Origin of the sequence: Photobacterium rosenbergii, from assembly GCF_033022775.1 — a bacterium.
In the GTDB taxonomy this organism is placed as follows: Bacteria; Pseudomonadota; Gammaproteobacteria; order Enterobacterales; family Vibrionaceae; genus Photobacterium; species Photobacterium rosenbergii_A.
Genome location: NZ_JAWJZI010000004.1, coordinates 232,564 through 253,886, shown reverse-complemented (window position 1 = coordinate 253,886; position 21,323 = coordinate 232,564). Strand labels below are relative to the sequence as shown.

The following is a 21,323-nucleotide window of genomic DNA, read 5'->3' as shown; positions in this document are numbered from 1 at the left end:
TGTACACATTTTCTAGTGATTTAACCTATAGGCGATCTTACAGAATCACGTATAATGCTTCGTTTTTCTGATAGGTAAGTATCATGAACAGAACACTGAAAGCTTGGCTCCTTTTCTTTGTACTGTTATTTGGCGGAATGTGGATGATTCGTGAGGTGACTGGGCCAACATGCCTGAATAAAACCTCCGTATCAAGCCATCTGCGTCAGGGAGTCAAGGTTTCGTCTCACAGTCGATGCCTGACACGTAGAGATCAAAGCGTGTGGGAAGTGTTAGCGATGGTCGTTACAATATTTGGTAGCGGATGGGGGGCTATCCAATATTTCCAAGCCCCTGAACGTAAAAGACTTGCCAAATTAGAAGCTGAAGAAAAAGCCAAAAATACCGAGTGGGATCAAAGCCTGAGAGAGGCTCAAAGACAGCGGAAGATAGATCGAGATAGACAGAAAGTAAGTTATAAGAGTTCTAGAAAAAGCGCAATCGAGGGAGTGATAAGCCAAGAAGAACTTGCCAAAATGAACTATGCCGAAGCAATTCTTAACGGAGATACTGAACTTGCTGAGAAGATACGTAAAGCAAGAATAAAATGAATTTTTTTGTTATCTCTTCAAAAATTTGGAAACCGTCGAACCGTACTTAGCTGTAGGGTATAACGACTCCATAAACTTTCCCCCGTATTACTAGGCGGGGGAAAAAACATCCGAGCACTGTAAAAACTATGATGAATAATATGCTCTATTTAGTAATGATGTGGTAGCCCGGTAAGCGATGAATTACAGAGCATAAGTCAGTTACAGGTATATCCAGTTTCATACCCATAGCTATGACCAGTAAAACCTCTATAAATTTGGTTTTTTTATATAAATCATGCTCTTCAATATAAAAGTCATTTGCATGAGTCAAATCATTTCTTAGCCTACATACACTCGCAATATCATTCTTTGATACTGACCATTCATCAGAAGTATCAGTAGGTATTTGGGTATAAAAATCTTGAAGGCATTTTTCAGTGTTGTATTTAGATTGGTTGTATCGAGGCAGGCCCCTAAGAAAAGAGTTAACACCTTTGGTATCTTTAAATTTCTTTTTTAAATATGGTTTGGACCTTTGTATGACATCTGATAATAATTCGGAATCTAGATGATTTTTTGTCTTATAACATAATGATTCCAATATCCTAAAAAAACCAAGAAACTGCTCCTCCGGATTTTGCAGTCTCCTATATTTCAAAAACTTGTGGAAATGACCTTTGTGTTTATTATCCATACAAAAGTAATTATTTAAATAATTAGTTGACACCTCAGGCAAACAAAGGCTATCAAATGCTAAATCAACCCCTAATGGAAAAAAGTCATAACCCTGATCGTGTTTTGGTAATGTGTTTTGGACTGGAAAATAAAGCATTCCTTCACACTTTCTACCATAAAAATCATACCCTAATGTGATACGCTCAACTTCAAAGTCATTACTTATGAAGAACGCTAAAAGGGTATATATTTCATCATATTTTGATTTAATATTAGATGAGTTAATGGTTTTATTAAAATATAACGTGAGAGAAGGAGGGAAACTCAATCCTGCGCTAAATTCTGGTGAAGAAAAGTGGGTTGATAAGTTATAAGAAATAGATAAATACGAGCCATCATCAATTAATAAAGATAACTGATTTAGAAGCTCGCCTGATTCAAATATACTCTCCCTTTTTCCATATATATCAATTATTTTTTGCTGTTTTTTTGTTGTCCCAATCCATCTGCTGATAGATTTAGATTTAATATCAATTAGATTAAAACATTTTTCATCATAAAAATGATCAGTTGGAACAAATACCACGAAATCAACTGAGTATTCTCGTTCAAAATAACCAATATTTTCAGGATAAGAGTCTATTGCTCGACTTACTCCTCGAGTTGCCCTAAGGTTATGTAATATAAAAGTCTTATTTATATCATTGCATATTAATTTATCTACATCATTCCAAAAGTCAGGATAACTTCTTCCTTCTCTCGTCTCACCCATAACTTTTAGAGTAATAGCCTTTGGGGTCAATGTTAATGTTCCCGCAAACCTATTACCATTTTCACCTAATGTGACATTAACCTCATAATTTTTATATAAGTCTAAAGTATCTTCATTTATATCCATAATAATTCACTTATCATGAAGCAGAACATTGTACTAAACAAATCTGCTTCGTATACACCCCACGCAGAATAAGTGGTGAACATTATGCTTCGTTATGTTAAATGCCTAACATAGCTTGCTTTTCCAAGCCATTCGTCTACACAACATATTAATACTCTTATTTTTGCATATGAATGTTAGCTAAACCATACTTGTGTGGCATGAAATTTAGTTACTTTTCCATAAGGCGATTTACATCAAACAAAACGAAGTTGCTGTGGCCGCAATTTGGCGGAAAAGTACAGGTTACAGACGAAAAAAAGCCGGCAGCCTTGCTATTCCTGCAAAAACTGCTTGGCCATTTCGACTTCCTGTGTCTTCATCAGCTGGTGGGCGGTTTGCATGTGCAGCAACATCACACGCCTGGCTTGCTCGGCATCGCCGTTTCGCAGTGCTGCAACGAGCTGCTGCTGGCTTTGCACGCCGGTTTGCCACAATTGATGGTTTTCTGGCTCGTAGAGTTTTTTATAGATGGTGAGATCGGTCAGCATCTGGGCCGTGAAACGGACGATGAACTTCAGCAGTTCATTGCTCGAATAGCTGGCTAGCAGGCTGTGAAATTCAATCGAGGCGATGTGGTGCTCACGCTCCTGGTAGATATCGGCAGGAGGGGTGGCATATTTTTCGATTTGCACTTCAAGGAGCTGCAGCTGCTCTTCTGACAGCTGCCCTGCCAGTGACGCTGCGACGTCGGGCTCCAGCGACTGGCGGATCTGGTACAGATCGGTAATGGAAATGTCTTTGAAGAAAAAGTAATTGCTGAGCAGGGAGTTCGCCTTGCCCTCACTCATGGCGGAAACGAAGGCGCCGCCTTTGGGGCCCGTTTTTGTCGCTAATACCCCTTGCGCTTCCAAGATACGCATACTCTCACGGACCGTGCCTTTCGACGCATCGAATAGCGCCATGATCTGGAGCTCATTGGGAAGCCGATCTCCAGGCCGCAAACGTTGTTCGACAATCCATGATTTGATTGACTCTGCAAGTTGCTGGGGACGTCTGCCTTTAGTACTGCCTGTCACGTTTACCTCGGGGGCTGGGGTTTGATTATTCGATTTGCCGTTAGCGGTTGATTCTTACCAATATTCTCTCGGTTGTCATCATCTTTTCTTCCCGCGAAGGCAGATAAAAAATATGCCTACAGTAGATTATTATCAACAAAATTATAACTATTTATCATGATAAATGGCTTTATTTTGATATTTATCATGATAAATTAAATGCAAATTTGATGGAAAAAAGAACGGTTTTGACATGACGGGACTAAAGGAGTCTGCCAGCCTGACTTGGGAATGGCTGGAAGAAATAGCATGTTGTTCGCAAACGACCGATCCGGATCGGGAGGGCGTGACCAGGTTGTGCGCTTCCGACGAGCACGGCCGGGCGAACGACAAACTGCGCCAATGGATGCTGGCTGCCGGCATGCAAGTAACAATGGACAATGCGGCTAACCTCATCGGCCGCTATCCCAGTACCGCCCCAAATGCGAAAATGCTGATTTTTGGCTCCCACCAGGACACCGTGCCCAATGGCGGCAAGTACGACGGCATTCTTGGGGTGATCGCGCCGCTTGCGCTGGTCCACTATTTCAATCAGCACCGAGTTGAGTTCCCCTACCATATCGATGTCATTGCATTCAGTGACGAGGAAGGCACCCGCTTCCAGTCTACCTTACTCGGCTCCAAGGCCATTTCCGGCACCTTCGATCCAGCGATGCTGGACGCGGTCGATGCCAAGGGCATCACGATGCGCCAGGCGTTGGCGCAATTTGGCTGTCGCCCTGAATTGATCAGCCAGGATGCCTATTCGCCGGAACAGGTGCTGGGCTTTGTCGAACTGCATATCGAACAAGGCCCGCAGCTGGAACAGGCTGATTTACCGGTTGGCGTGGTGAGCGCTATCACCGGTATTGAGCGCCATACGCTGTCGATAAAAGGCAAGGCAGGCCATGCCGGGACGGTGCCTATGAACATGCGCCAGGACGCGCTGGTGGGGGCGGCGCAGGTTATCCACTTCTTCGATCAGCTCTGCAAGGGGCAGGATGATTTGGTCGGAGTGGTCGGTAAAATTGAGAACTTCCCCAACGGGGTCAATGTTATCCCGCAGCAGACGGATATCACTATCGAGCTGCGTTCGCCAAACGATGCGTCACGGCTTGCCGCCCGCGAGGTGTTGCTCGCCGAAATTGACCGGTTGATGACGACATATGGCTTGGGCTATGAGCACGCGCTGATTTATGAGCAGGCAGCGGTGACATGTTCGCAGGATTTGTCGTCGATGCTGTCGCAGGCAACCTCAATGGCGGGGATCGCGCCGGTGCAGTTGTTCAGCGGGGCTGGGCATGACGGGTTGGCGGTCACTCACCTCACGGATATCGCAATGCTGTTTATGCGCTGCAAGGACGGTGTGAGCCATCACCCGGATGAAGCCATCACCCAGGCTGATCTGCAGTCAGCGCTGGAAGTGCTTCAGCAGTTTTGTCTATTGCTCAAGGGCGATAGCCGCTGTAGCTAGGAGAGGCTACAGGTTTTGGACCAGGCCTGCTCGGATGGCAGGCTGTTTATTTGTACGACGGAGAAAAATATGGATATAACGGATAAACTGGCTTCTGAGGGAAAAAAGCCGTGGTATAGGAATATGCCAGACCCGATGGTGCTCATCTTTATGATTCTGGTGGCCACCTATGTGCTGACTTTTATTGTGCCGGCAGGCGCGTTTGAGCGGGTCGTCACCGGCGGCCGTACCACGGTGGTGCCGGAGTCTTTCGCCTACCTAACCGATGCACCCGCGCTGCACCTCTTTGATATCTTTGTGGCTATTCCCAAAGGCCTTATCAGCGCCGCACCTTACCTGTTTATCGTGTTCATTGCAGGCGGCCTGTTTCATATCTTGCAAAAGACCGGCGCGCTCGAGAACGCGATAGGTGTGGCAGTCAATAAAGCGGGCATCGAAAACCGCAATATCATCATCACTATCGGTACCTTCATTTATGGTTTCTTCGGTGTGGCCGTCGGGTTTGAAAACAATATCGCCCTGGTTCCGGTGGCGGTGCTGATTTCATCGGCGGTGGGCTATTCGAGCCTCGTCGGGACGGTGATGGCGGTGGGCGGGATCGGCATCGGCTTCGCGCTGTCACCGATTAACCCTTATACCGTCGGTGTGGCACAAGGGGTTGCTGAGCTGCCGACGTTTTCCGGCGCATGGCTGCGAGCCTTGCTGGTCGTCACATCGCTTGCCCTGCTGGCCTACTTTATCTGTGCCAAAGTAACCAAAATGGAATTCAAAGAGCCCGAGGGGGCTGAAGGGCTCAAGAAAGATCTGGCGGACTACCGACTTGCAGGCAAAGACAAGGCAACACTGGGGGTATTCTTGGTCGGCCTTGGCATCATGCTGTACGGCGTGTTTGCCAACGGCTGGTATATCAATGAAATTGCCGGTCTATTCCTCGTCATGGCGATTGCAATTGGCCTGGTTAACGGCTTGAGTGCCAACGGTATCGTCAAGCAGATGATGGAGGGGGCTTCCGGGGTGACCGCGGGTGCCTTGGTGATCGGTGTGGCGGCGTCTATCCAGGTGATCTTGGACCAGGCCCAGATCATCGACACCATCGTGAATGCTCTGAGCGCACTGATTCAGGATATGCCGATTGCGGTATCGGCGATTGTCGCCAGTGTGGTGCAGGGGGTGATCAACTTATTTGTTCCGTCGGGCTCTGGCCAGGCTCTGGTTACCATGCCGATCCTCGTGCCGGTAGCCGATTTGGTGGGTATGAGCCGTCAGCTGATGATCACGGCTTTCCAGGTGGGCGATGGCCTGACGAACCTGATTGTGCCGACATCCGGCGGTACGCTTGCGATGCTGGCACTGGGCCGCGTGTCCTACGAGCAGTGGTTGAAGGCGATTTTGCCATTCATGCTGATGGTCTACGCGCTATGCTGGGTTGCGTTGTTTGTCGGCCAACTGGTCGGCTATTAAGGGCAATACAGGCTGGAAAACGATGACAATTTCACTTATCCACTTCAACCCCCAGACCGGTACATCCGCCTCCATCACGGCAACGGGCGGTGTGTCCGTCGGTGGTTATGTCAACCATAGCTGGCGGGGGCTAGGGGGGTGTGCGACTCAGGGGCTGTACACCAACCCCTGGTATGCCGAAAAAGCCAAACAGCTGCTGGGCGAGGGTTACACTAGCCGCGAGGTTATCAAACGGCTGAAAAGTGAAGATGCGGGGTATCAGCAGCGACAGTGCATGGTGATGGATCGCCATGGCAACGCCGGCGTTATCGATGGCGGGGAGAATATCCCTTACATGGGGTCTGTGGCTTTTCCCCATATCGCGGTTGCCGGCAACATGCTGGAGAGCGAGCGGGTACTTACTTGCTTTGCCGAGTCCTTTATCACCGCGGTCTGTACGAATGCCGAACAAGTGCTAGCTGGCCGTGAGGCTCCACGCTATGCCGAGGGCTACGAACAAACCCTGCCCGAGGGGCTGATCTGTGCTCTGGAAGCCGCGCTGGATTCCGGCGGTGACAAGCGGGGTACCTATTCGGCTTCCTTGCGTGTTGAAAGTTTGGCCCAGGCGCCGATAGATATCCGGGTCGATTGGTCTGATAACAGCTTGATCGCCGATATGCGAAAGGTGTTGGGGCATGTGAGAAGTGCTGATTTCCAATCGTTCTTGAGCCAGCTGCCCACGACGTAATCCCATACTCGACGGAATATAACGGCTACCGAAAAGGTCGTAGAGCGTTAAAAGCCCGACATCCCCTAGATCGCCGTTAGGCCGCTGGCAGGTTGCCGCGAAGCTTGGCGGCTTCTTCAGCGCCGCTTTCTTATCGAAAGCGGCGCTGTTTTATGTATTCATTAGTCGTTGCTTACTGGCTCAACAAGGTAGTCATGGATAGTCACTTTTCCATTATCGTCCAGGCTTACCGACCAAGTCTCGTTGACCAGCAGGTTAACGCTCTCGCCTTTGAGCGCTGACTCAGCAAAGCTCTCCGATTGCAGCCGGATACGGAGTTCAACCTGGTACAAGTAACCTTGAGTGTCACCTTGCGGTTTGATTTCAACTTGCTCCACCTGGTGGTCACAGCCCGGCTTGAAGGTCGCACGGGCAATGGCATACCAGTCGCGGAAGCCCTCGTGGCCGATAAAGGTGCCCTCTGGCATAGTGATATTCACATCGTCGGCCAGGAACTCGGTGAAGAAAGCATTCACTTCCGGCAGCTTGTCGAACTCGGCAAACCAGTTGGCGACGAACTTCTGGATTTTGTTATCAGCAGGGCCGGTGATAGTTTCAATTTGTGCCATTAGTTTGTCAGCATGGGCACGGGCGCGGCCTTCTACTTCGTCTTGGGTGTTGTAGACACCAGGAATGTAGACCATGCGGTGGCTGTAAACCGGTTTGTGGTACACCATGCCAGCAAGGTACGCAGTCTGCTGTAGCGGGTACATAAATTGCTCAACCGTAAAGTGGTTGTAGCCCAGAGGGTCGTATGACTCTTCCGGCCCGCCAATAGTGAATGACAGGATGAAGTCTTTGCCTTCCAGTACCGTTTTATCGCTTCCAATCAATTGGCTCCTCTCAGGTTGAATAACAAAGGGCAGGACATAACGGTGGACATGCCGCTGGGTCTCATCGTCAATGATACCGATGTGATGGTTGATGCAGCGGTTAATGGCTTAGGGATTGGCCGGATTATTGAGCCGATGATTGATGACTTGTTGGCAGATAACCAACTTGTCCCAGTGCTGGAACCATACTGGTACCCCTATTCTGGCCTTTATGTGTATTTCCATCAGAACACACAGAAGGCCAAGCGGGTGCGGGTGCTTATTGATTATTTGATAGAGAAGCTGGCTGCAAAAAAAGAATAATCAGCAGACGGATGGTAAGGCCTGGCAAAGGGATACGGAAAATAAAATAGAAACTATCTTTTAAAAATGCTCTTTGAGTATTTTTTTGGGTCTTGGTGGGTATAGGTGTTAATTTCACACCTATAATCATAAATGTCACTCCGATAATAGTAAATTCAACTATCAATATAGTAATTTCTCAATTTTCACTCATTATATAATCAACTCTCCAAGAGGGAGGGTTATTATGAGCATTGAAGCATTTTTGAGTTGTCCATTATTAAAAGATATACCAAATGATATTTATATGCCGTCACCATATGTACGACCATGTCGACCACAGGATTTAAGTGTAGTCGATTTATCTGAACCGATACGCTTAGATAATTACTCATCAAATGAAAACTTAGTTATTCAACGTGCTCTATTGAATGCATATGAACTAGACTTAGTCTTCATACCAATAAGAAAAAAGTTTCTCTTGAAGAGTACCGTTATTGCTAATGAAGGAGAGTTAGAGATATATTTCTCGCCAGATAAACAAGTCAATATGAAGGCGGGAGATAAAATTATTATCCCTAAAGGTATTATGCATATGTCAAAAATAATTTCAGACAAATGTTTATACTCGGTAAAGCACTTGGAGGAAATTTAATTGTCTGTTATATCATTCAAGTTAGATGAAGCTAACCGTATATCAAGTGATACTGGAGGGTATTTTGTTAAATATACCAAACAAGACAATAAATATTGGGTTTTACCTTCAGAATGCCCACATAGAAGTGGACCACTTCATCTAGGTAAGCAATGCCGACAAACAGGAGCAATTGTATGCCCTTGGCATGAAAACCGAATTAGTATGCGTTGCTTAAAACGTAACTCTATGCCTGTGGTTGTGAATAGAGATACGATAAATATTGTCTTTTCAGATGATAGTCATAAAGTGTGGAAGGAATTTCATTTATGAGGTACTCATCATGACTAGCAATGTAATCAAGGTTTACGCACTGCTTGCGATTACAGTACTCTTTGATATGTCAATACAGATTGCAATGATCTGGAAAATACTTGAGTTGACAGGATCTACCGTATATATGGGAATTATTGTCAGTATTGGTGCTTTCACCCCATATATCATTTCAAATATAAAAAGATTAAGTGGTAAAATATATCTTACCAGAAATATATTCTTTTTGAGGTTGTTGTTGTTCTTCATAACTCTTATATCAATTATGACTAACTCTGTAGAGATAACTGCAGTTATCTTTTTGATTGCAATCATATCTTCATGCAATATGATATGTGCAATAAATATGTTTGAAATTAAAAACTCAAGTTTTGTTAGGGACGAATTGATCGAAGCATCAAATGCCTCTAGAATTTTACAAACAACTATTCAAATCGGTGCATTTTTCGGCGCGTTATTGGGAGGTTGGCTATTAAAGCAGTATACCTTGAATGAGTTTTTTTCATACATATTAATTTTATCTGGCTTGATTTCTTTATTTAACTTATTTATTCCTAGGCACCAAAGTGTTGCCCAAAAAGTTAATAATCAGGAGATACCAGAGTTATCACAGCGGGAGTCATTCTTTGTTCCCGTTTTACTTACCGTGCTGACAGGGTTACATATTGGCTCTTTCAATGCTTTCGTTCCCATATTTTATCAACTTTATCGTGACTGGGGGCCTGAAGTATTAGGTCTAGCATCTGGTTTGGCAGGGGTAGGTGCTCTAGGGGCTGCATTGTTACCACAAAATAAGTGGGTGTATTTAACCAGTGCTTTTTTGATAGTGATTGGTGATGTAGGTTTGTTTTTATTAGAATTGCCTTACTTATCTATATTATTTTGTTTGTTTATTGGGTATGCAGTCAATTCAGTGAGAATTTCATCCCGGACAGATATACTTAAGTCAAAAGCAAATGAAATTGATGTTAATACTGCAATAAGTAATTCTAATTATTATTTCTACATTGTTTCTGGCACCGTTCCAATGTTGATAATTATGAGTTTGTCTTTCTTTTCATTGTCACCACTGATATATGGCGTTGCGTTAGTGTTAATTGGATTGGCAACCTCAATAAGTATTCTTATTCTCACTATAAAGCAGAGTGTGAAGCCTGCTCAGGTATTAGGAGAGTCCTGTGATTAGTAAAGTTTTGATAGTTAACCCTGGTTCAAGCGGGCGGCTTATTCGTCCAAAATTACAGGCGCTGGGTCTTGTATGCGATGTTTATTTTGAAAATATTGAAGATCCTTATAGTATGCTAGATCGAGAGAATACGGAACTTTATAATTCTGACATATCAAGTGTTGAGATCAATGATATAACATTTCTTGGCTACGAAGCGATTATTGCTGGTTCTGAGCTTGGTGTAGAACTCACTGATATAATAGCGGATAAATGCGGTCTTAAAGGTAACTCGGTCGAAACAACGGAGCTAAGGAGAGATAAGTATGCTATGCAACAAGCGTTAAAACGTAATAATCTTTCCTATATTGAAACTTATAAGATAAACAAAGACTGTCTGGGCTTATCTTCTCTAAATACCAATCATGCCGAAAAATATATTGTTAAACCCTTGAACTCCGCAGGATCGGAACATGTATATTTTTGCAATAGTAGAGATGAAGTTATTAATAAAATATCATCATTACCTTGGGAGAAGGCTAACTATACAGGCAAAATCAATGAATACTTCTTAGTTCAAGAGTTTATTCAAGGAGATGAGTATGTTGTTGACTTAATTGTTAATGGTGATGATATTTCGGTATTGTCAACATGTAAATATCAGAAGGGAAAAGGAAGTAATCCCTTTTCTTATAATCAGCTTGAATTATTAGATCCTAAAGATAAAGGTTATTCCAAATTGCTAGACTACGCAAAAAAAGCAACAAAGGCACTAGATATTTGTTTTGGCTTAGTACATATGGAAGTTATTTTATCGCCCGAACGTGGACCTGTAATGATAGAAGCGGCTAACCGTTTGCATGGTGGAGTTGCGCCGAGCCTGTTTGAACAATGTTATACAACAAGTTTATTGGATGCACTAGCCAAACTAATCATCCATAACACTGTTCCTAAGCAGGGCAGTGAGTTGTCAAAGCCAGGAAAGATCTATTTTTATTCTAACTCTAACCTGCGAATGTTCAGTGGATTTAGTGATACCGATAAAGACGAGCTCCTTCGCATACCATCAGTTATCGACTATCTGCTGACAGTTACCCCTGGTAGTTATCTCCCGGTGACAGTTGACTTGCTAACTTGTCCTTGCCTTGTATGGATGGCCAATGAATCAGAAGAGCAGCTTCAATCTGACACCCTGCAAGTTGAACGCGTTTTGAGTCAAGTTTTTGGAAGGCAAAGGCATGGTTAAGTTAACAATTAAAGATACCCAAGAAATTGTTGAGGCAGAACAAGGTGTTGCTGTTAGTGATCTATTTGAATTTGATGGACTGCGTAGTGTTCCATTTAATTGCATGAGAGGGAGTTGTGGCTCATGTGTCGTAAGGCCGTTAAGCAATATTTGGCATTTGGGTGAAATGGCGTTTGAAGAAAGGTTCAAACTCGAATCAATGGATCTTAGTCCAAATGAACATAGGTTACTTTGTCAATGCCACTTGCTAGATGATTCAGAAGTAGAGTTAGTGTAGGAAAATAATGAATATTGAATCTTTATACAAAAAAAACATTGAGTTATTTAATGCTATTAATCTTGATTATAAGTCTTATAACCATGAACCCATCTTAGATTATGCGACAGATTTAAAAGTATCCCAGAAACTAGGTTGGACTGCAGCCCCGAGCAAAAGTTTATTTTTGAAATAAAAGTAGGGTTATTTATGATTTTATGTCTAATACTGGAAGGATATAAACCATCTCAATACCATTAATGCTTTTTATAAGCTCTTTCATTTCATATAGTACTGGAAGACGGGAATTCGCTACTTTAATCATGCAATCGAACTCCCCATAAATTGACTCCAGCTCGAAGTGATAATGGTAGCACTTTAATAAATCGAATATTTTTTGACACTTAACTTTTCCGGCCTTTACTAGTAGGTATGAATGTATTTCAGTGCTTTTTTTTTCGTCAAAACATGTAGAGACTGTAAATCCTGTAATTACCTTTTCGTTTATCATGTTTTGTATACGTTTATCGACAGCACTTCTTGATAAGTTAACTTCTTCTGCAATTTTCTGTATAGCCATTCTAGAGTTTATTCTTAGAAGTGCGAGTATTTTTTTGTCTTTATTGTCTATTTTCATACTTGAACCATTTATAAATACCACTTTAATTCCCTTTAGGTATATCCAGTTAAGCGGCAAATAATACTAGGAGAAGGAAGTACACCAACGTAACCACTTGGTGGGTGAGTTGCAGTGCCTAATACAAAAATATCTTGTGAAAAAATATGCTTTTTTTCATAAACGTTGTAGCTATTTAGTGGTGTTTATCGATATGATGAAATTCTAAGTGAATGTTTAACCTATTACTTACATACAGATAGCGATAAAGGTCACAGGTAATGGCAAAATCTACTGAAATTTATTTTCTATTATCTCCTGATACACATTTACTGGATTTAGCTGGCCCTTGCCAGGCATTTCATGAAGCAAAAAACTATGGCCTTGATTTAACCTTGCACTACATAGGGGCAAAACGCTCTCTGTTAAGTTACCAGGGGTTAGGCCTTTCAGGCATTGCGCCACTACCAGTGTCAATACCTGAGAAGGCAATAATTGTTGTCTGTGCTTCAAAGTACAGTGATGCCATCGACTGCAACGATACGGTTCAGTGGCTCAAAGTAGTACCAAGACCCTGTACAAAAATAGTAGGTATCTGCACTGGGACTTTTTTATTGGGTTCGGCCGGTTGGTTAGATGGCCGCTCTTGTACTACACATCATCAGCTTACCGCGCAACTAGCCGCCCGCTTTCCTGAAGCGAATGTTCTTCATGACAGAATTTATGTTCATGATGGCCAAGTGTTTACCAGCGCAGGTGTTACTGCTGGTATAGATTTGGCACTGCAACTCATTGAAAATCTCAGTAGTCCGGCTTATGCAATGGATATTGCCCGTGAGCTTGTCGTGAACAGACGCCGTATGAGCAATGATCCTCAGCTATCTAAGCAAATCAGTTACAGAAGCCATATCTCTCCTTTGGTTCATTCGATACAAGACTATTTGCAATTGCACTCGGATGAAAAGTTATTGTTAAATGATATCGCCAACATTTTCAGAGTGTCTGTACGTCATATGCAGCGTGAGTTTAAAAGTGCGACAGGCATTACAGTTCGGCAATACCTCGTCGAAATTCGTTTGGAAGATGCTAAGGGTTTTCTTGAACAAGGCTATACGATTGAATCGGCTGCATATAAAGCGGGCTTTCCGCAAGCAAAAGCCCTCCGCAGCGCTTGGAAAAAGAAGCATCAGTCACTCCCTCGCCAACTGTAGCACTTTTTCTTTCATTACCGTGTTATAACGAATGTTCAAAGTGCTCTAGAAAAAAAGATGTCGATAGCATCGTAGACAGTTTGGTTGCTTCCTGATTGTACTTAAGTGGCACATGACCGCCTTCTCCACGGAATGCATATGGGTCATAAAATGTTGAGTCTTGCTGTATTAGGTCAAAGGCGTGGGTCGCATTTGGCAATACTTTTAGCGTTGTGTTGGCGCGGCTCTCTGGCGGTAGTTGCTCCACCAAGTTAATGCAGTCCTGTGGGCCGTCGTATTGGTCCTCTTCGCCTGAAACGATTAATAATTGTTTTTGCCCGGCAACCTCCTTGAAAGGATATCCTGGTACTTTATTGTAAGCCCAGCAGACAGGGTAATTGGCGACTAATGCTGTGATAGCTTGGCTTTCTTTGGCTCCAGACATCAGCATAGCCACGACGCCTCCCCAAGAGAAACCAATCAATCCTAGCTTTTCACTATCGACATCTTGCCTCGATTTAAGATATTCAATGGCGGCATATATATCCGGCAGGGTGTCACGTACATGTTTGGGTCTTGATAACCCGCCTTCAAGCCCCCTTGCTGCCCACATATCAATTTCAAGTGTCGCCATGCCCGATTGATTAAAAGCTTTGCTATACGTTGTACCTCTCGCATCTACTCCACCTGAACCATGCACAATGATGATGGTGGGTAAGGGAAGCACAGCCTGCTTGGGCTTGGAGAATCGTGCAGCGACGGTACGCGGTTTTTCTTCACCTGTTTGAAAGGCAACATAGGAATGTTTGTATGTTTGTTGAGGTGCTGTCCCATGAGCATACCCGCTCAACAAAAAAATACTCACGCAGGCAAGAAGAAGCGGATGTAACTGTATTCTCATTAGACCACTTCCCTCAGTTGTTTCTTATCGGATTGAACCAAGGCCTGTTCAATATCATCAATTAGGTCATTTGATGTTTCTAAACCTATACATAAGCGAATTAACCCATCGCTTATCCCGTATTTTTGTTTTTCCTCTTCGGTATAACGACCGTGTGTCGTTGTTGATGGATGGGTGACCATCGTTTTCGTGTCACCAATATTGGTGCATCTCGTGATCATCTTGAGTGAATCTATAAATTGCCAAGCGCTTTCTTTCCCTCCGCACACCTCAAAGCTGATAACTGGGCTGTGTCCGATTTGTTGAGTTGAAATGATATCTGTTTGTTCATGGGCCTGGTTAAAAGTGCTATAGACAGTATTAATATTGGGATGGCTAGACAGCCATTCAGCAATAATTTTTGCATTTTGTATATGTAGAGCCATACGGGCTTTTAGAGTATCTAAACCATGACTCAGTACCCAGGCTGTAAAGGGGCTCATACAAGTCCCCGAGCTTCTTAGGAAGTCTTTTAGTGGGGAGATCATGGCTTTTTTGCCGGCAATGACGCCACCTACTGTTCTTCCTTGCCCATCTATAAATTTTCCTGTTGAATGCAAGACTAAATCGGCGCCGTGATCAAGTGGGCGTTGGTTTACTGGTGACAGCAATGTATTGTCTACAACCAATAATGCACCATTAGCTTTAGCGAGGTTTGACAGCCATGAAATATTGGCGATTTTCAGCAGGGGGTTGGTTGGCGATTCTATTAATACCATTTTTGGTTTTGTTTTGAATGCCTTCTCCCAAGCTCGGTGATCATCAACATCGACACTGGTTGCCTTAATACCAAACTCCCCAAAGTATTGCCGATATAGATGAGTCGTTGTGCCAAAAATACCACTTGCGAGGAGTACATTATCTCCCTGTTTAAGATAGGTGATGGCTAAGGCAAGATAGGCCGCCATCCCTGATGCAAACGCGACGGCATCTTCTGTATTTTCCATCTTGGCGAGCTTTTGCTCAAAATGTGATACCGAAGGATTAGTAAATCGGCTATACACATTTCCTTCGACTAATCCGCTAAAACGGTCGCTTGCTTCCTGCGCATTCACGAAATCATAAGCAGATGTCATTGATATCGGCGCTGCGTGGCTATCACCACCTTGGGGGTATTCTTGATGTATAGCTAAAGTAGAGAGATCCATATAAATTCCTTTTTTATAGACTTGGGTTGATAACACTAGGGAGTCGCTGTTACCCGCGATTTGGCACTGGGATTGTGCGAATCCGAATAATAGAAAAACAAACCTATTCCCATCGATATCAAGCACAAACCTGTCACACTCCATGTAATCAGGTCGTAACTACCCGTCCAGTCGTATGTCAGTCCACCTAACCAAACGGTGCCAAAGACAAATAATTGATGAACGGTAAATAGACAACCAAATATTTGTCCTTTGATTTTTTCACCGTAAGCTTTAAGACACATAAGAGAGGTTACAATGACTGTGCCCATGTAACTGAGGCCAAATAACACGGCAAATATGAAGCACATGAATAAGTCTTGAGCATAGATAACAATCACAAGTGATATCGCTCGCACCAAGTACAATATCGATAAAACAATCGCTGGTGTTGAGAACCGCAGTATATAACCAATGACAAAAGCCCCGATTAGTTCTGCCGCCCCTAGTATGCTAAGCGAAGAGGCCACAATAGTTGCACTGCTATTAGGATTGCTAAACCTTTCTTGTAGCAAAGGCACTAAGTGCACATCAATATAGGCCATCGAGGCACCACATCCGCCAAAAGATATCGCAAGCAATATGAATAATGGTTGACGCAAGTGGTGGAACCACGGCTCGGAGGTAGTGTTCATGCTCTTTACGGTAGAAACAAATTGCCTTCGCGGGAAAACTTTGCATAACCATAAGCAAGCAGGAAAAATGACAGAAGCAAAGACGGCCAAAATGATGAAGCTAAGTTCTTTCCAGGTTAAAAAACGATTTAGCCAGACCCATAAAGGTGACAACACCATAAACCCGATTGCAGTGCCGTTTGTTATTGCTGCATATGCCATGCCTTTGTTTTTATTTGCAAATATCTTATCCACCAATAATGCAAGAGGGACAAAGGTCATTGCAGTCAGTGAATAGGCAGCCAGTACACCAAATAAAAATAAAAAGGCCCAAAAGTTAAATGGCAGCATCATTGCTAAATAGGTAACAATTGCTACAACAACACCAGAAAGTATTGTCAGGGCTGGGCCTATTCGATCACATATCCAACCTACGACTGGAGAAAGGATGCCTATCGAAAGGCCAAACAAGGCACTGCTCAGGGAAAACATTCCTCGACCTAGCCCACATAGACTGGCTAAGTCCAGAAAATAAACTTGATAGCTCCCTTTAATCGATGAAGCCCAAAAAGTGACTAGGATCCCGACAGTAATAGCAATGATCTTTTCCTGATGTGCAAACGCCATTAAGCCTCCACAGTTTCGTCCTTGCTAGCCTTGGTTTGATCCAATTTGTCATAACCAAAGTGCTCATAGACTCCCTGATACATGCCGTAAAACAAACGGCAAGTGCGATCAATGGCATCAATGGCTTCTGCTTGCATTTGAGGTGTCGTACAAAGATCGGCCAATAATGCCAAGCCTTGTTGTACATGGCCTACATCTTCCTCCTGATGAACAGAGAAAAAAAGCAGATCCTTTTCAGTGAGCCCGTATACTTTACCTAAAATATTATGCCGAGCTTGATCGCCAACACTTTCAAGGTTTTGCCCTTCGCTGGCAACGAGAACAGCAGCTGCACCGATATGATAAAGCTCAGGATCCTTGCAAGGCTTCATCCGGTAATCGATAAGAGCTTGAGTTTGGTGTAACGCCACAGCGGTATCTCTTTCATCGTCACTAATACCGATGGCTTTGATGAAATCTTGCATTAAGACGACATGATTCTTGGTGTTAGACAACCTACCCGTCTCTTCCTCGTACATATTATGAAGCAGTGCCCTTTTATGTTTTGGCAATGGGCAATAAAAAAATAGGCATTCAATATAAGTTAGGAAGTGTTTGGTTAGCTGATAACCTTGCAATGTGGTGAATTTCAATAAAGCCTCATTGGGGTTATTCTCATCCATTAGATATTTAAATAAGGGATGACCAAGGGTTAGGTGATCCTCCAAGGTGCTCTTCATTAAAATGCGAAAATCTTTTTTATTTAATAACGTCGTGCCTACTGACATTGTTCCATTCCTTTTTGAGAGAAGTGCTTAAATCGATTCCATAGATCGATTGTTTTTTGATGCATAAAGTAGCCATCATAAGATTGATGTCCATAACGGCTGTAATCGCTTAAAACGCCATACGTTTCAAAACCACATCGCTGCCATATGTGATGAGCCTTGCTTCCACCCCTGACATCTAGGGTGAGCAAGTCGATATTCTGAGCTATACATGCTTGAGCAATCTCAGCAAGGGTTTGTTGCAATAATCCCGAGCGGCGCAACGATGGGTGGATCATGCCTTTTTGAAGATCACATATATGACGAGTTGTTTTCTGGTGGCTCTTTTTTAAGAAGCAGCAAACAATTAAGGACTCTTGTTTGTTTCCAATTAAGATCTGCAAAGTTTTCGATGTGATTTCATTGGCCAGATCGTCAAGGTAAAGGCTGGAATCTGTATCATTGAATGTTTCATCAAAACCTAAAATAGCCTCATCTGCTTGGCTGGCTTTGAGTAACTCAAGCAGTTTGTTTCTATGAACATTGAATGTTTCAATATTATCGATGAGTATGTAGGCAATATCCTTTGCCATTATCAATCTCCCTTAACACTTTAATTTCAAATTTATAATGAAATTAAAGTGGCTGCTTTTCTAGGCATAAAAAAGACATTTTTTAGGCAAATTAATGACATTCAAGTAAAGATAATGTGGTTCAAGCAAAAGGAAAAAGCAGGTGTTAATAGTGATGATGCTAAAGATCCACCTTAATCACTGTGTGCTAAATGATTTTTAGGTAAAAGATATTCTCATCGCAACGCGGTTTGGCGTTTCGGCGAGGATCAGCACCCCGCCGGATTGGTACTCTACTCGATAGGCGCTATCGAGGAAGGCATTTGAGTGCTAGAAGCCGGAAACGCCTTGATAGATAGCCGTTAGACCGCTGGTGAGGCAGAGTAGCAAGGCGAATTTTCTTACCGCGCCTTGAGATAGGTTGCCGACAACCTTGTTCGCCATCCAGTAGCCCAAAATAGCCGCTGGCAATAATGGTAAGGTGATCCGAATGTGCTCTATGCTGAAGTGGCCGTAAAACGACAGCACAACCAGCGACATGACTGAAGTGATCACAAAGAATGCTGACAAGTTGCCACGAAGTTTGGCAGCTTCTTCGTGCTGCATCAAAAGCGCCATCGGCGGTCCACCGATGGAAGAGCTGGTACCCATCACACCAGACATAAAGCCGGCAACCAGCATTCTGTTTGGTGTTGGTTTCAGCCTGTAAGGCAGCGCACTGATTGCAACGGCAATCAGCACCATGGCTCCGAGCCATAACGACAGCGTTGCGCCCGATACCACGGTAAGTAGGTAACCGCCCAGCAGTGATCCGGGCACCCGCCCAATAATGGCCGACTTCAAGCCGCCGATAGACACACTGCTTCGTAGTTTGAAGGCATTGATCAACGAGATCACTAACGCCACCAAACAGATAGGGGCCGGTACATAATGGGGTGAAAGCTGAAACAGTAACGGTGCAGCAACTATCGCTAAACCAAAGCCGATAGCGGTTTGCACAAAAGAGCCAAGAAAGATCAGGGTGGCCGCAAAAAGGACTGTCGACTCAAACATGGAAGATACTCAAAATACCAACAATAACAGCTATTTAGTGCTGTCATTAAAATAGGTCATAAGCATATCATGATGAGCCGATGAGGTAGAAGGATACCTAGCGGGATTTTAGGCGAATAGTTTCAATTTCTTCGGCATCGATGTTGAGTGACTTAAGAAATTCCTGATGGGCACCGGGTTCCACTTTTCAAATTGCTTGTGCCAGTTTGTCATGTCTTCTTCATTAAAGCCTGCTTCACGCATGATCTCGACCCAACGGGCTTTGGTGAGGTTGTGAAAGGGAGTAGTGTAATGGATGATTAATGCTTGTGGTGGTATGTTAAGTATCTAATTTAAAGGGATAAGATAAGGATCGTTAAGGATGGACGCACTGATTGAACAATACACCAGCGCAGATGAAGACAGTCGTTTAACTCGGCAATACATTACCCGCATGGAGTTTGATACCACCATGCATGTCTTATATGGCTGGCTAACACCGGGGACCTGTGTGGCGGAACTCGGAGCGGCGACGGGGCGTTACTCACTGACGTTTGCCCAAATGGGCTGCAAGGTTACTGCGGTTGAGCTGGTACCTGATCAGGTCAGGATATTACGAGAGAAAGCAGGAGTGTCTGATATCGATATAGATATCCACCAAGGCTCTGCCTGTGAAGTATCGTTTATTGCTGATAACTCGCAAGATCTGTGTGTGATCCTTGGTCCGCTTTACCACTTGCAAACAGAACAAGAGCGCAGGCGAGCACTGGAAGAGGCGATGCGTATTCTAAAACCCGGCGGGGTAGTGGCGGTTGCCTATATTTCACGTTTCTTTGTTGCTGGTCTGTTTGCCCAACAATTTCCTCACCTGATGACACCGCATGTGCTTGATGAGTTAAAGAGAGGTGGCTTAGTGTCATCTCCTGAAGCGGCACAGTTCTTCAATGTCGGCTATTTTGCGACTCCAGAAGAGATGACTTTGTTGGTTGAAGAACGGGGCTTCGCCATTGAGCGCCATATAGCAACCGATGGTTTTGGCCGATATTTAGCAAGCGGGATAAACCACTTCAACCCGGAACAGTACGACGCTTGGCTAGCTTACCACCTTGAAACCTGTGATGAGCCTAGTTTACTGGGGGCGAGCAATCATGGTTTGGTGATTGCCAGGAAGTGTTGTTTATAAAGCTTCATCGGCGTGACCGGCGCACCATAAAAATCCACTGTTTTGCCCGTCACTTCGGCTCCAAGCTGAGTCAATATCGCGACGGTGGTATCCCTAGCATCGCTGACTATGTAGTCGGAGATGTTGGCAAAGATATCGCTTAGTGACTCGGCAGCCAGCTTTTTGCCGATACCAAAACCGCGGAAGTTGGCGTCGATAAAATAGCGCCCCCAGTGCCACTCACCATCTATTTCCCAGCAGGCGACCGCACCTATGACATATTCGCCGCAGCGGGCAACCCACCATACATAAGGCTGGTCAGGATCAAGAGGGATAAGCTCCTCGGGAATGCCTTGCTCACCATTGAAGACATGCTTGATAAGGGTATCGACTTCGTGCTGGTAATTGGGGCTTAGCCTCTCGACTTTGACCCGGAAACCGTCAGGTTGGAAGTTGCTCTTGAATGCGTTTAATCGCAGCGTTCGCAGGCCATTTTCTATGCTATTAAGCTGGTCAGTTTCGAGTCCTTCAAGGAAAGCCGCGAAAGCGGTGTCAGCCGACTGGTTGGCATGCTGCAGGGCTGCTTCGCCATCAGGCAGGAGCTGATAGATTTTCTGGCGCTTGTCAGCAGGATCAAGTTCAACGGATAGGTATTCTTTATCGATCAACGTCGTCAATGTCCGGCTCAGTGACGCCTTTTGGACATTGAGCTGGATCGCCAACTCATGAAAAGAAGTACTGCCATTGCGATGCACATAGGTCAGGATGTGGGCCTGTGATAGGGAGAGGTTGGAGTTCAGGCAGTTTTTGTCGAGTAGCCCCAACTCCCTGATGAGATAGCGTAATTCACTGCGTATATTGCTGATAGTTGTCATTGGTTCAGACATGGAGCACTTCCTTTAGGCGTTGTAATACACTTACGCTACCGCCGATTGTTGATAGTGTCAACAAAACTGCCTGTCTACC

The 21,323-nt window shown here is 44.2% G+C and carries 23 protein-coding genes and 1 pseudogene; 12 read left to right on the top strand and 12 right to left on the bottom strand.

What is annotated here, in order from left to right:
• Positions 1-83: 83 nt before the first annotated feature.
• Positions 84-590 (top strand): hypothetical protein, encoded by a 507-nt coding sequence (locus R2X38_RS12010; RefSeq protein ID WP_317522479.1) that lies wholly within the window; start codon positions 84-86, stop codon positions 588-590.
• 145 nt (positions 591-735) lie between these two features.
• On the opposite strand, the gene R2X38_RS12005 is transcribed toward R2X38_RS12010, so the two are convergent.
• Together R2X38_RS12005 and R2X38_RS12000 are read right to left on the bottom strand one after the other, a co-directional pair.
• Positions 736-2,145 (bottom strand): HEPN domain-containing protein, encoded by a 1,410-nt coding sequence (locus R2X38_RS12005; RefSeq protein WP_317522477.1) that lies wholly within the window; start codon positions 2,143-2,145, stop codon positions 736-738.
• 314 nt (positions 2,146-2,459) lie between these two features.
• Positions 2,460-3,203, bottom strand: coding sequence for a FadR/GntR family transcriptional regulator (locus R2X38_RS12000; protein WP_317522476.1), 744 nt, complete (start codon positions 3,201-3,203; stop codon positions 2,460-2,462).
• 232 nt (positions 3,204-3,435) lie between these two features.
• On the opposite strand from R2X38_RS12000, the gene R2X38_RS11995 reads away from it, so the two are divergent.
• From R2X38_RS11995 to R2X38_RS11985, 3 genes are all read left to right on the top strand, one after another.
• A complete protein-coding gene (locus R2X38_RS11995) occupies positions 3,436-4,695 on the top strand; it encodes a M20 family metallo-hydrolase (protein ID WP_317522474.1) in 1,260 nt (419 codons plus the stop codon).
• A gap of 69 nt (positions 4,696-4,764) precedes the next feature.
• Positions 4,765-6,156 carry a YfcC family protein gene (locus tag R2X38_RS11990; RefSeq protein ID WP_317522473.1) on the top strand — a complete coding sequence of 464 codons (1,392 nt, stop codon included), beginning with the start codon at positions 4,765-4,767 and terminating at the stop codon, positions 6,154-6,156.
• Between the two features lie 22 nt (positions 6,157-6,178).
• Positions 6,179-6,883, top strand: a complete 705-nt coding sequence (locus tag R2X38_RS11985; protein ID WP_317522471.1) for a DUF1028 domain-containing protein — start codon at positions 6,179-6,181, stop codon at positions 6,881-6,883.
• A gap of 161 nt (positions 6,884-7,044) precedes the next feature.
• Here R2X38_RS11985 and R2X38_RS11980 read toward each other — a convergent pair whose 3' ends face one another.
• A complete protein-coding gene (locus R2X38_RS11980; RefSeq protein ID WP_317522470.1) occupies positions 7,045-7,755 on the bottom strand; it encodes an NAD(P)H-dependent oxidoreductase in 711 nt (236 codons plus the stop codon).
• Positions 7,756-7,803: 48 nt separating this feature from the next.
• Between R2X38_RS11980 and R2X38_RS11975 the strand changes: the two genes are divergently transcribed.
• The 6 genes from R2X38_RS11975 (at position 7,804) to R2X38_RS11955 (ending at position 11,692) form a co-directional block, all read left to right on the top strand.
• Complete coding sequence (locus tag R2X38_RS11975; RefSeq protein ID WP_317522794.1) at positions 7,804-8,058, top strand: LysR substrate-binding domain-containing protein; 255 nt, start codon at positions 7,804-7,806, stop codon at positions 8,056-8,058.
• A 226-nt stretch (positions 8,059-8,284) separates the two neighbouring features.
• Positions 8,285-8,692 carry a hypothetical protein gene (locus R2X38_RS11970; RefSeq protein WP_317522469.1) on the top strand — a complete coding sequence of 136 codons (408 nt, stop codon included), beginning with the start codon at positions 8,285-8,287 and terminating at the stop codon, positions 8,690-8,692.
• A complete protein-coding gene (locus tag R2X38_RS26795; protein ID WP_411185089.1) occupies positions 8,693-9,004 on the top strand; it encodes a Rieske 2Fe-2S domain-containing protein in 312 nt (103 codons plus the stop codon).
• 10 nt (positions 9,005-9,014) lie between these two features.
• Positions 9,015-10,190 carry a hypothetical protein gene (locus tag R2X38_RS11965; RefSeq protein ID WP_317522468.1) on the top strand — a complete coding sequence of 392 codons (1,176 nt, stop codon included), beginning with the start codon at positions 9,015-9,017 and terminating at the stop codon, positions 10,188-10,190.
• On the top strand, positions 10,183-11,415 hold the full coding sequence (locus tag R2X38_RS11960) for an ATP-grasp domain-containing protein (protein ID WP_317522467.1): 1,233 nt from the start codon (positions 10,183-10,185) through the stop codon (positions 11,413-11,415). Before R2X38_RS11965 ends, R2X38_RS11960 begins: the two co-directional genes overlap by 8 nt.
• A complete protein-coding gene (locus R2X38_RS11955) occupies positions 11,408-11,692 on the top strand; it encodes a 2Fe-2S iron-sulfur cluster-binding protein (RefSeq protein ID WP_317522466.1) in 285 nt (94 codons plus the stop codon). The genes R2X38_RS11960 and R2X38_RS11955 overlap by 8 nt, the downstream gene beginning before the upstream one ends.
• A 187-nt stretch (positions 11,693-11,879) precedes the next feature.
• Here R2X38_RS11955 and R2X38_RS11950 read toward each other — a convergent pair whose 3' ends face one another.
• On the bottom strand, positions 11,880-12,308 hold the full coding sequence (locus R2X38_RS11950; protein ID WP_317522465.1) for an Lrp/AsnC family transcriptional regulator: 429 nt from the start codon (positions 12,306-12,308) through the stop codon (positions 11,880-11,882).
• A 260-nt stretch (positions 12,309-12,568) separates the two neighbouring features.
• On the opposite strand from R2X38_RS11950, the gene R2X38_RS11945 reads away from it, so the two are divergent.
• Positions 12,569-13,498: a GlxA family transcriptional regulator gene (locus tag R2X38_RS11945; protein ID WP_317522464.1), complete on the top strand. Its 930-nt coding sequence runs from the start codon at positions 12,569-12,571 to the stop codon at positions 13,496-13,498.
• A 22-nt stretch (positions 13,499-13,520) separates the two neighbouring features.
• Here R2X38_RS11945 and R2X38_RS11940 read toward each other — a convergent pair whose 3' ends face one another.
• The 7 genes and pseudogenes from R2X38_RS11940 to R2X38_RS11910 form a co-directional block, all read right to left on the bottom strand.
• Entirely contained in the window at positions 13,521-14,378 is an 858-nt protein-coding gene (locus tag R2X38_RS11940; RefSeq protein ID WP_317522463.1) for a dienelactone hydrolase family protein, read from the bottom strand.
• Positions 14,378-15,565 carry an aminotransferase class I/II-fold pyridoxal phosphate-dependent enzyme gene (locus tag R2X38_RS11935; protein ID WP_317522462.1) on the bottom strand — a complete coding sequence of 396 codons (1,188 nt, stop codon included), beginning with the start codon at positions 15,563-15,565 and terminating at the stop codon, positions 14,378-14,380. The genes R2X38_RS11940 and R2X38_RS11935 overlap by 1 nt, the downstream gene beginning before the upstream one ends.
• A 35-nt stretch (positions 15,566-15,600) precedes the next feature.
• Entirely contained in the window at positions 15,601-16,845 is a 1,245-nt protein-coding gene (locus R2X38_RS11930) for an MFS transporter (RefSeq protein WP_317522461.1), read from the bottom strand.
• Positions 16,845-17,612: an iron-containing redox enzyme family protein gene (locus R2X38_RS11925; protein WP_317522459.1), complete on the bottom strand. Its 768-nt coding sequence runs from the start codon at positions 17,610-17,612 to the stop codon at positions 16,845-16,847. The genes R2X38_RS11930 and R2X38_RS11925 overlap by 1 nt, the downstream gene beginning before the upstream one ends.
• A complete protein-coding gene (locus R2X38_RS11920) occupies positions 17,603-18,184 on the bottom strand; it encodes a hypothetical protein (RefSeq protein ID WP_317522457.1) in 582 nt (193 codons plus the stop codon). The genes R2X38_RS11925 and R2X38_RS11920 overlap by 10 nt, the downstream gene beginning before the upstream one ends.
• A 309-nt stretch (positions 18,185-18,493) precedes the next feature.
• The gene (locus R2X38_RS11915; protein WP_317522456.1) at positions 18,494-19,216 is read right to left on the bottom strand and encodes a sulfite exporter TauE/SafE family protein; all 723 of its coding nucleotides are present in this window, start codon (positions 19,214-19,216) and stop codon (positions 18,494-18,496) included.
• Between the two features lie 97 nt (positions 19,217-19,313).
• Positions 19,314-19,486: pseudogene (locus R2X38_RS11910) on the bottom strand (MerR family transcriptional regulator); the annotation flags it as partial.
• Positions 19,487-19,577: 91 nt separating this feature from the next.
• On the opposite strand from R2X38_RS11910, the gene R2X38_RS11905 reads away from it, so the two are divergent.
• Entirely contained in the window at positions 19,578-20,378 is an 801-nt protein-coding gene (locus tag R2X38_RS11905) for a class I SAM-dependent methyltransferase (protein ID WP_317522455.1), read from the top strand.
• Here R2X38_RS11905 and R2X38_RS11900 read toward each other — a convergent pair.
• Positions 20,342-21,244: a GNAT family N-acetyltransferase gene (locus R2X38_RS11900; RefSeq protein WP_317522453.1), complete on the bottom strand. Its 903-nt coding sequence runs from the start codon at positions 21,242-21,244 to the stop codon at positions 20,342-20,344. The two genes, R2X38_RS11905 and R2X38_RS11900, sit on opposite strands and share 37 nt — an antisense overlap.
• Between the last annotated feature and the right edge of the window lie 79 nt (positions 21,245-21,323).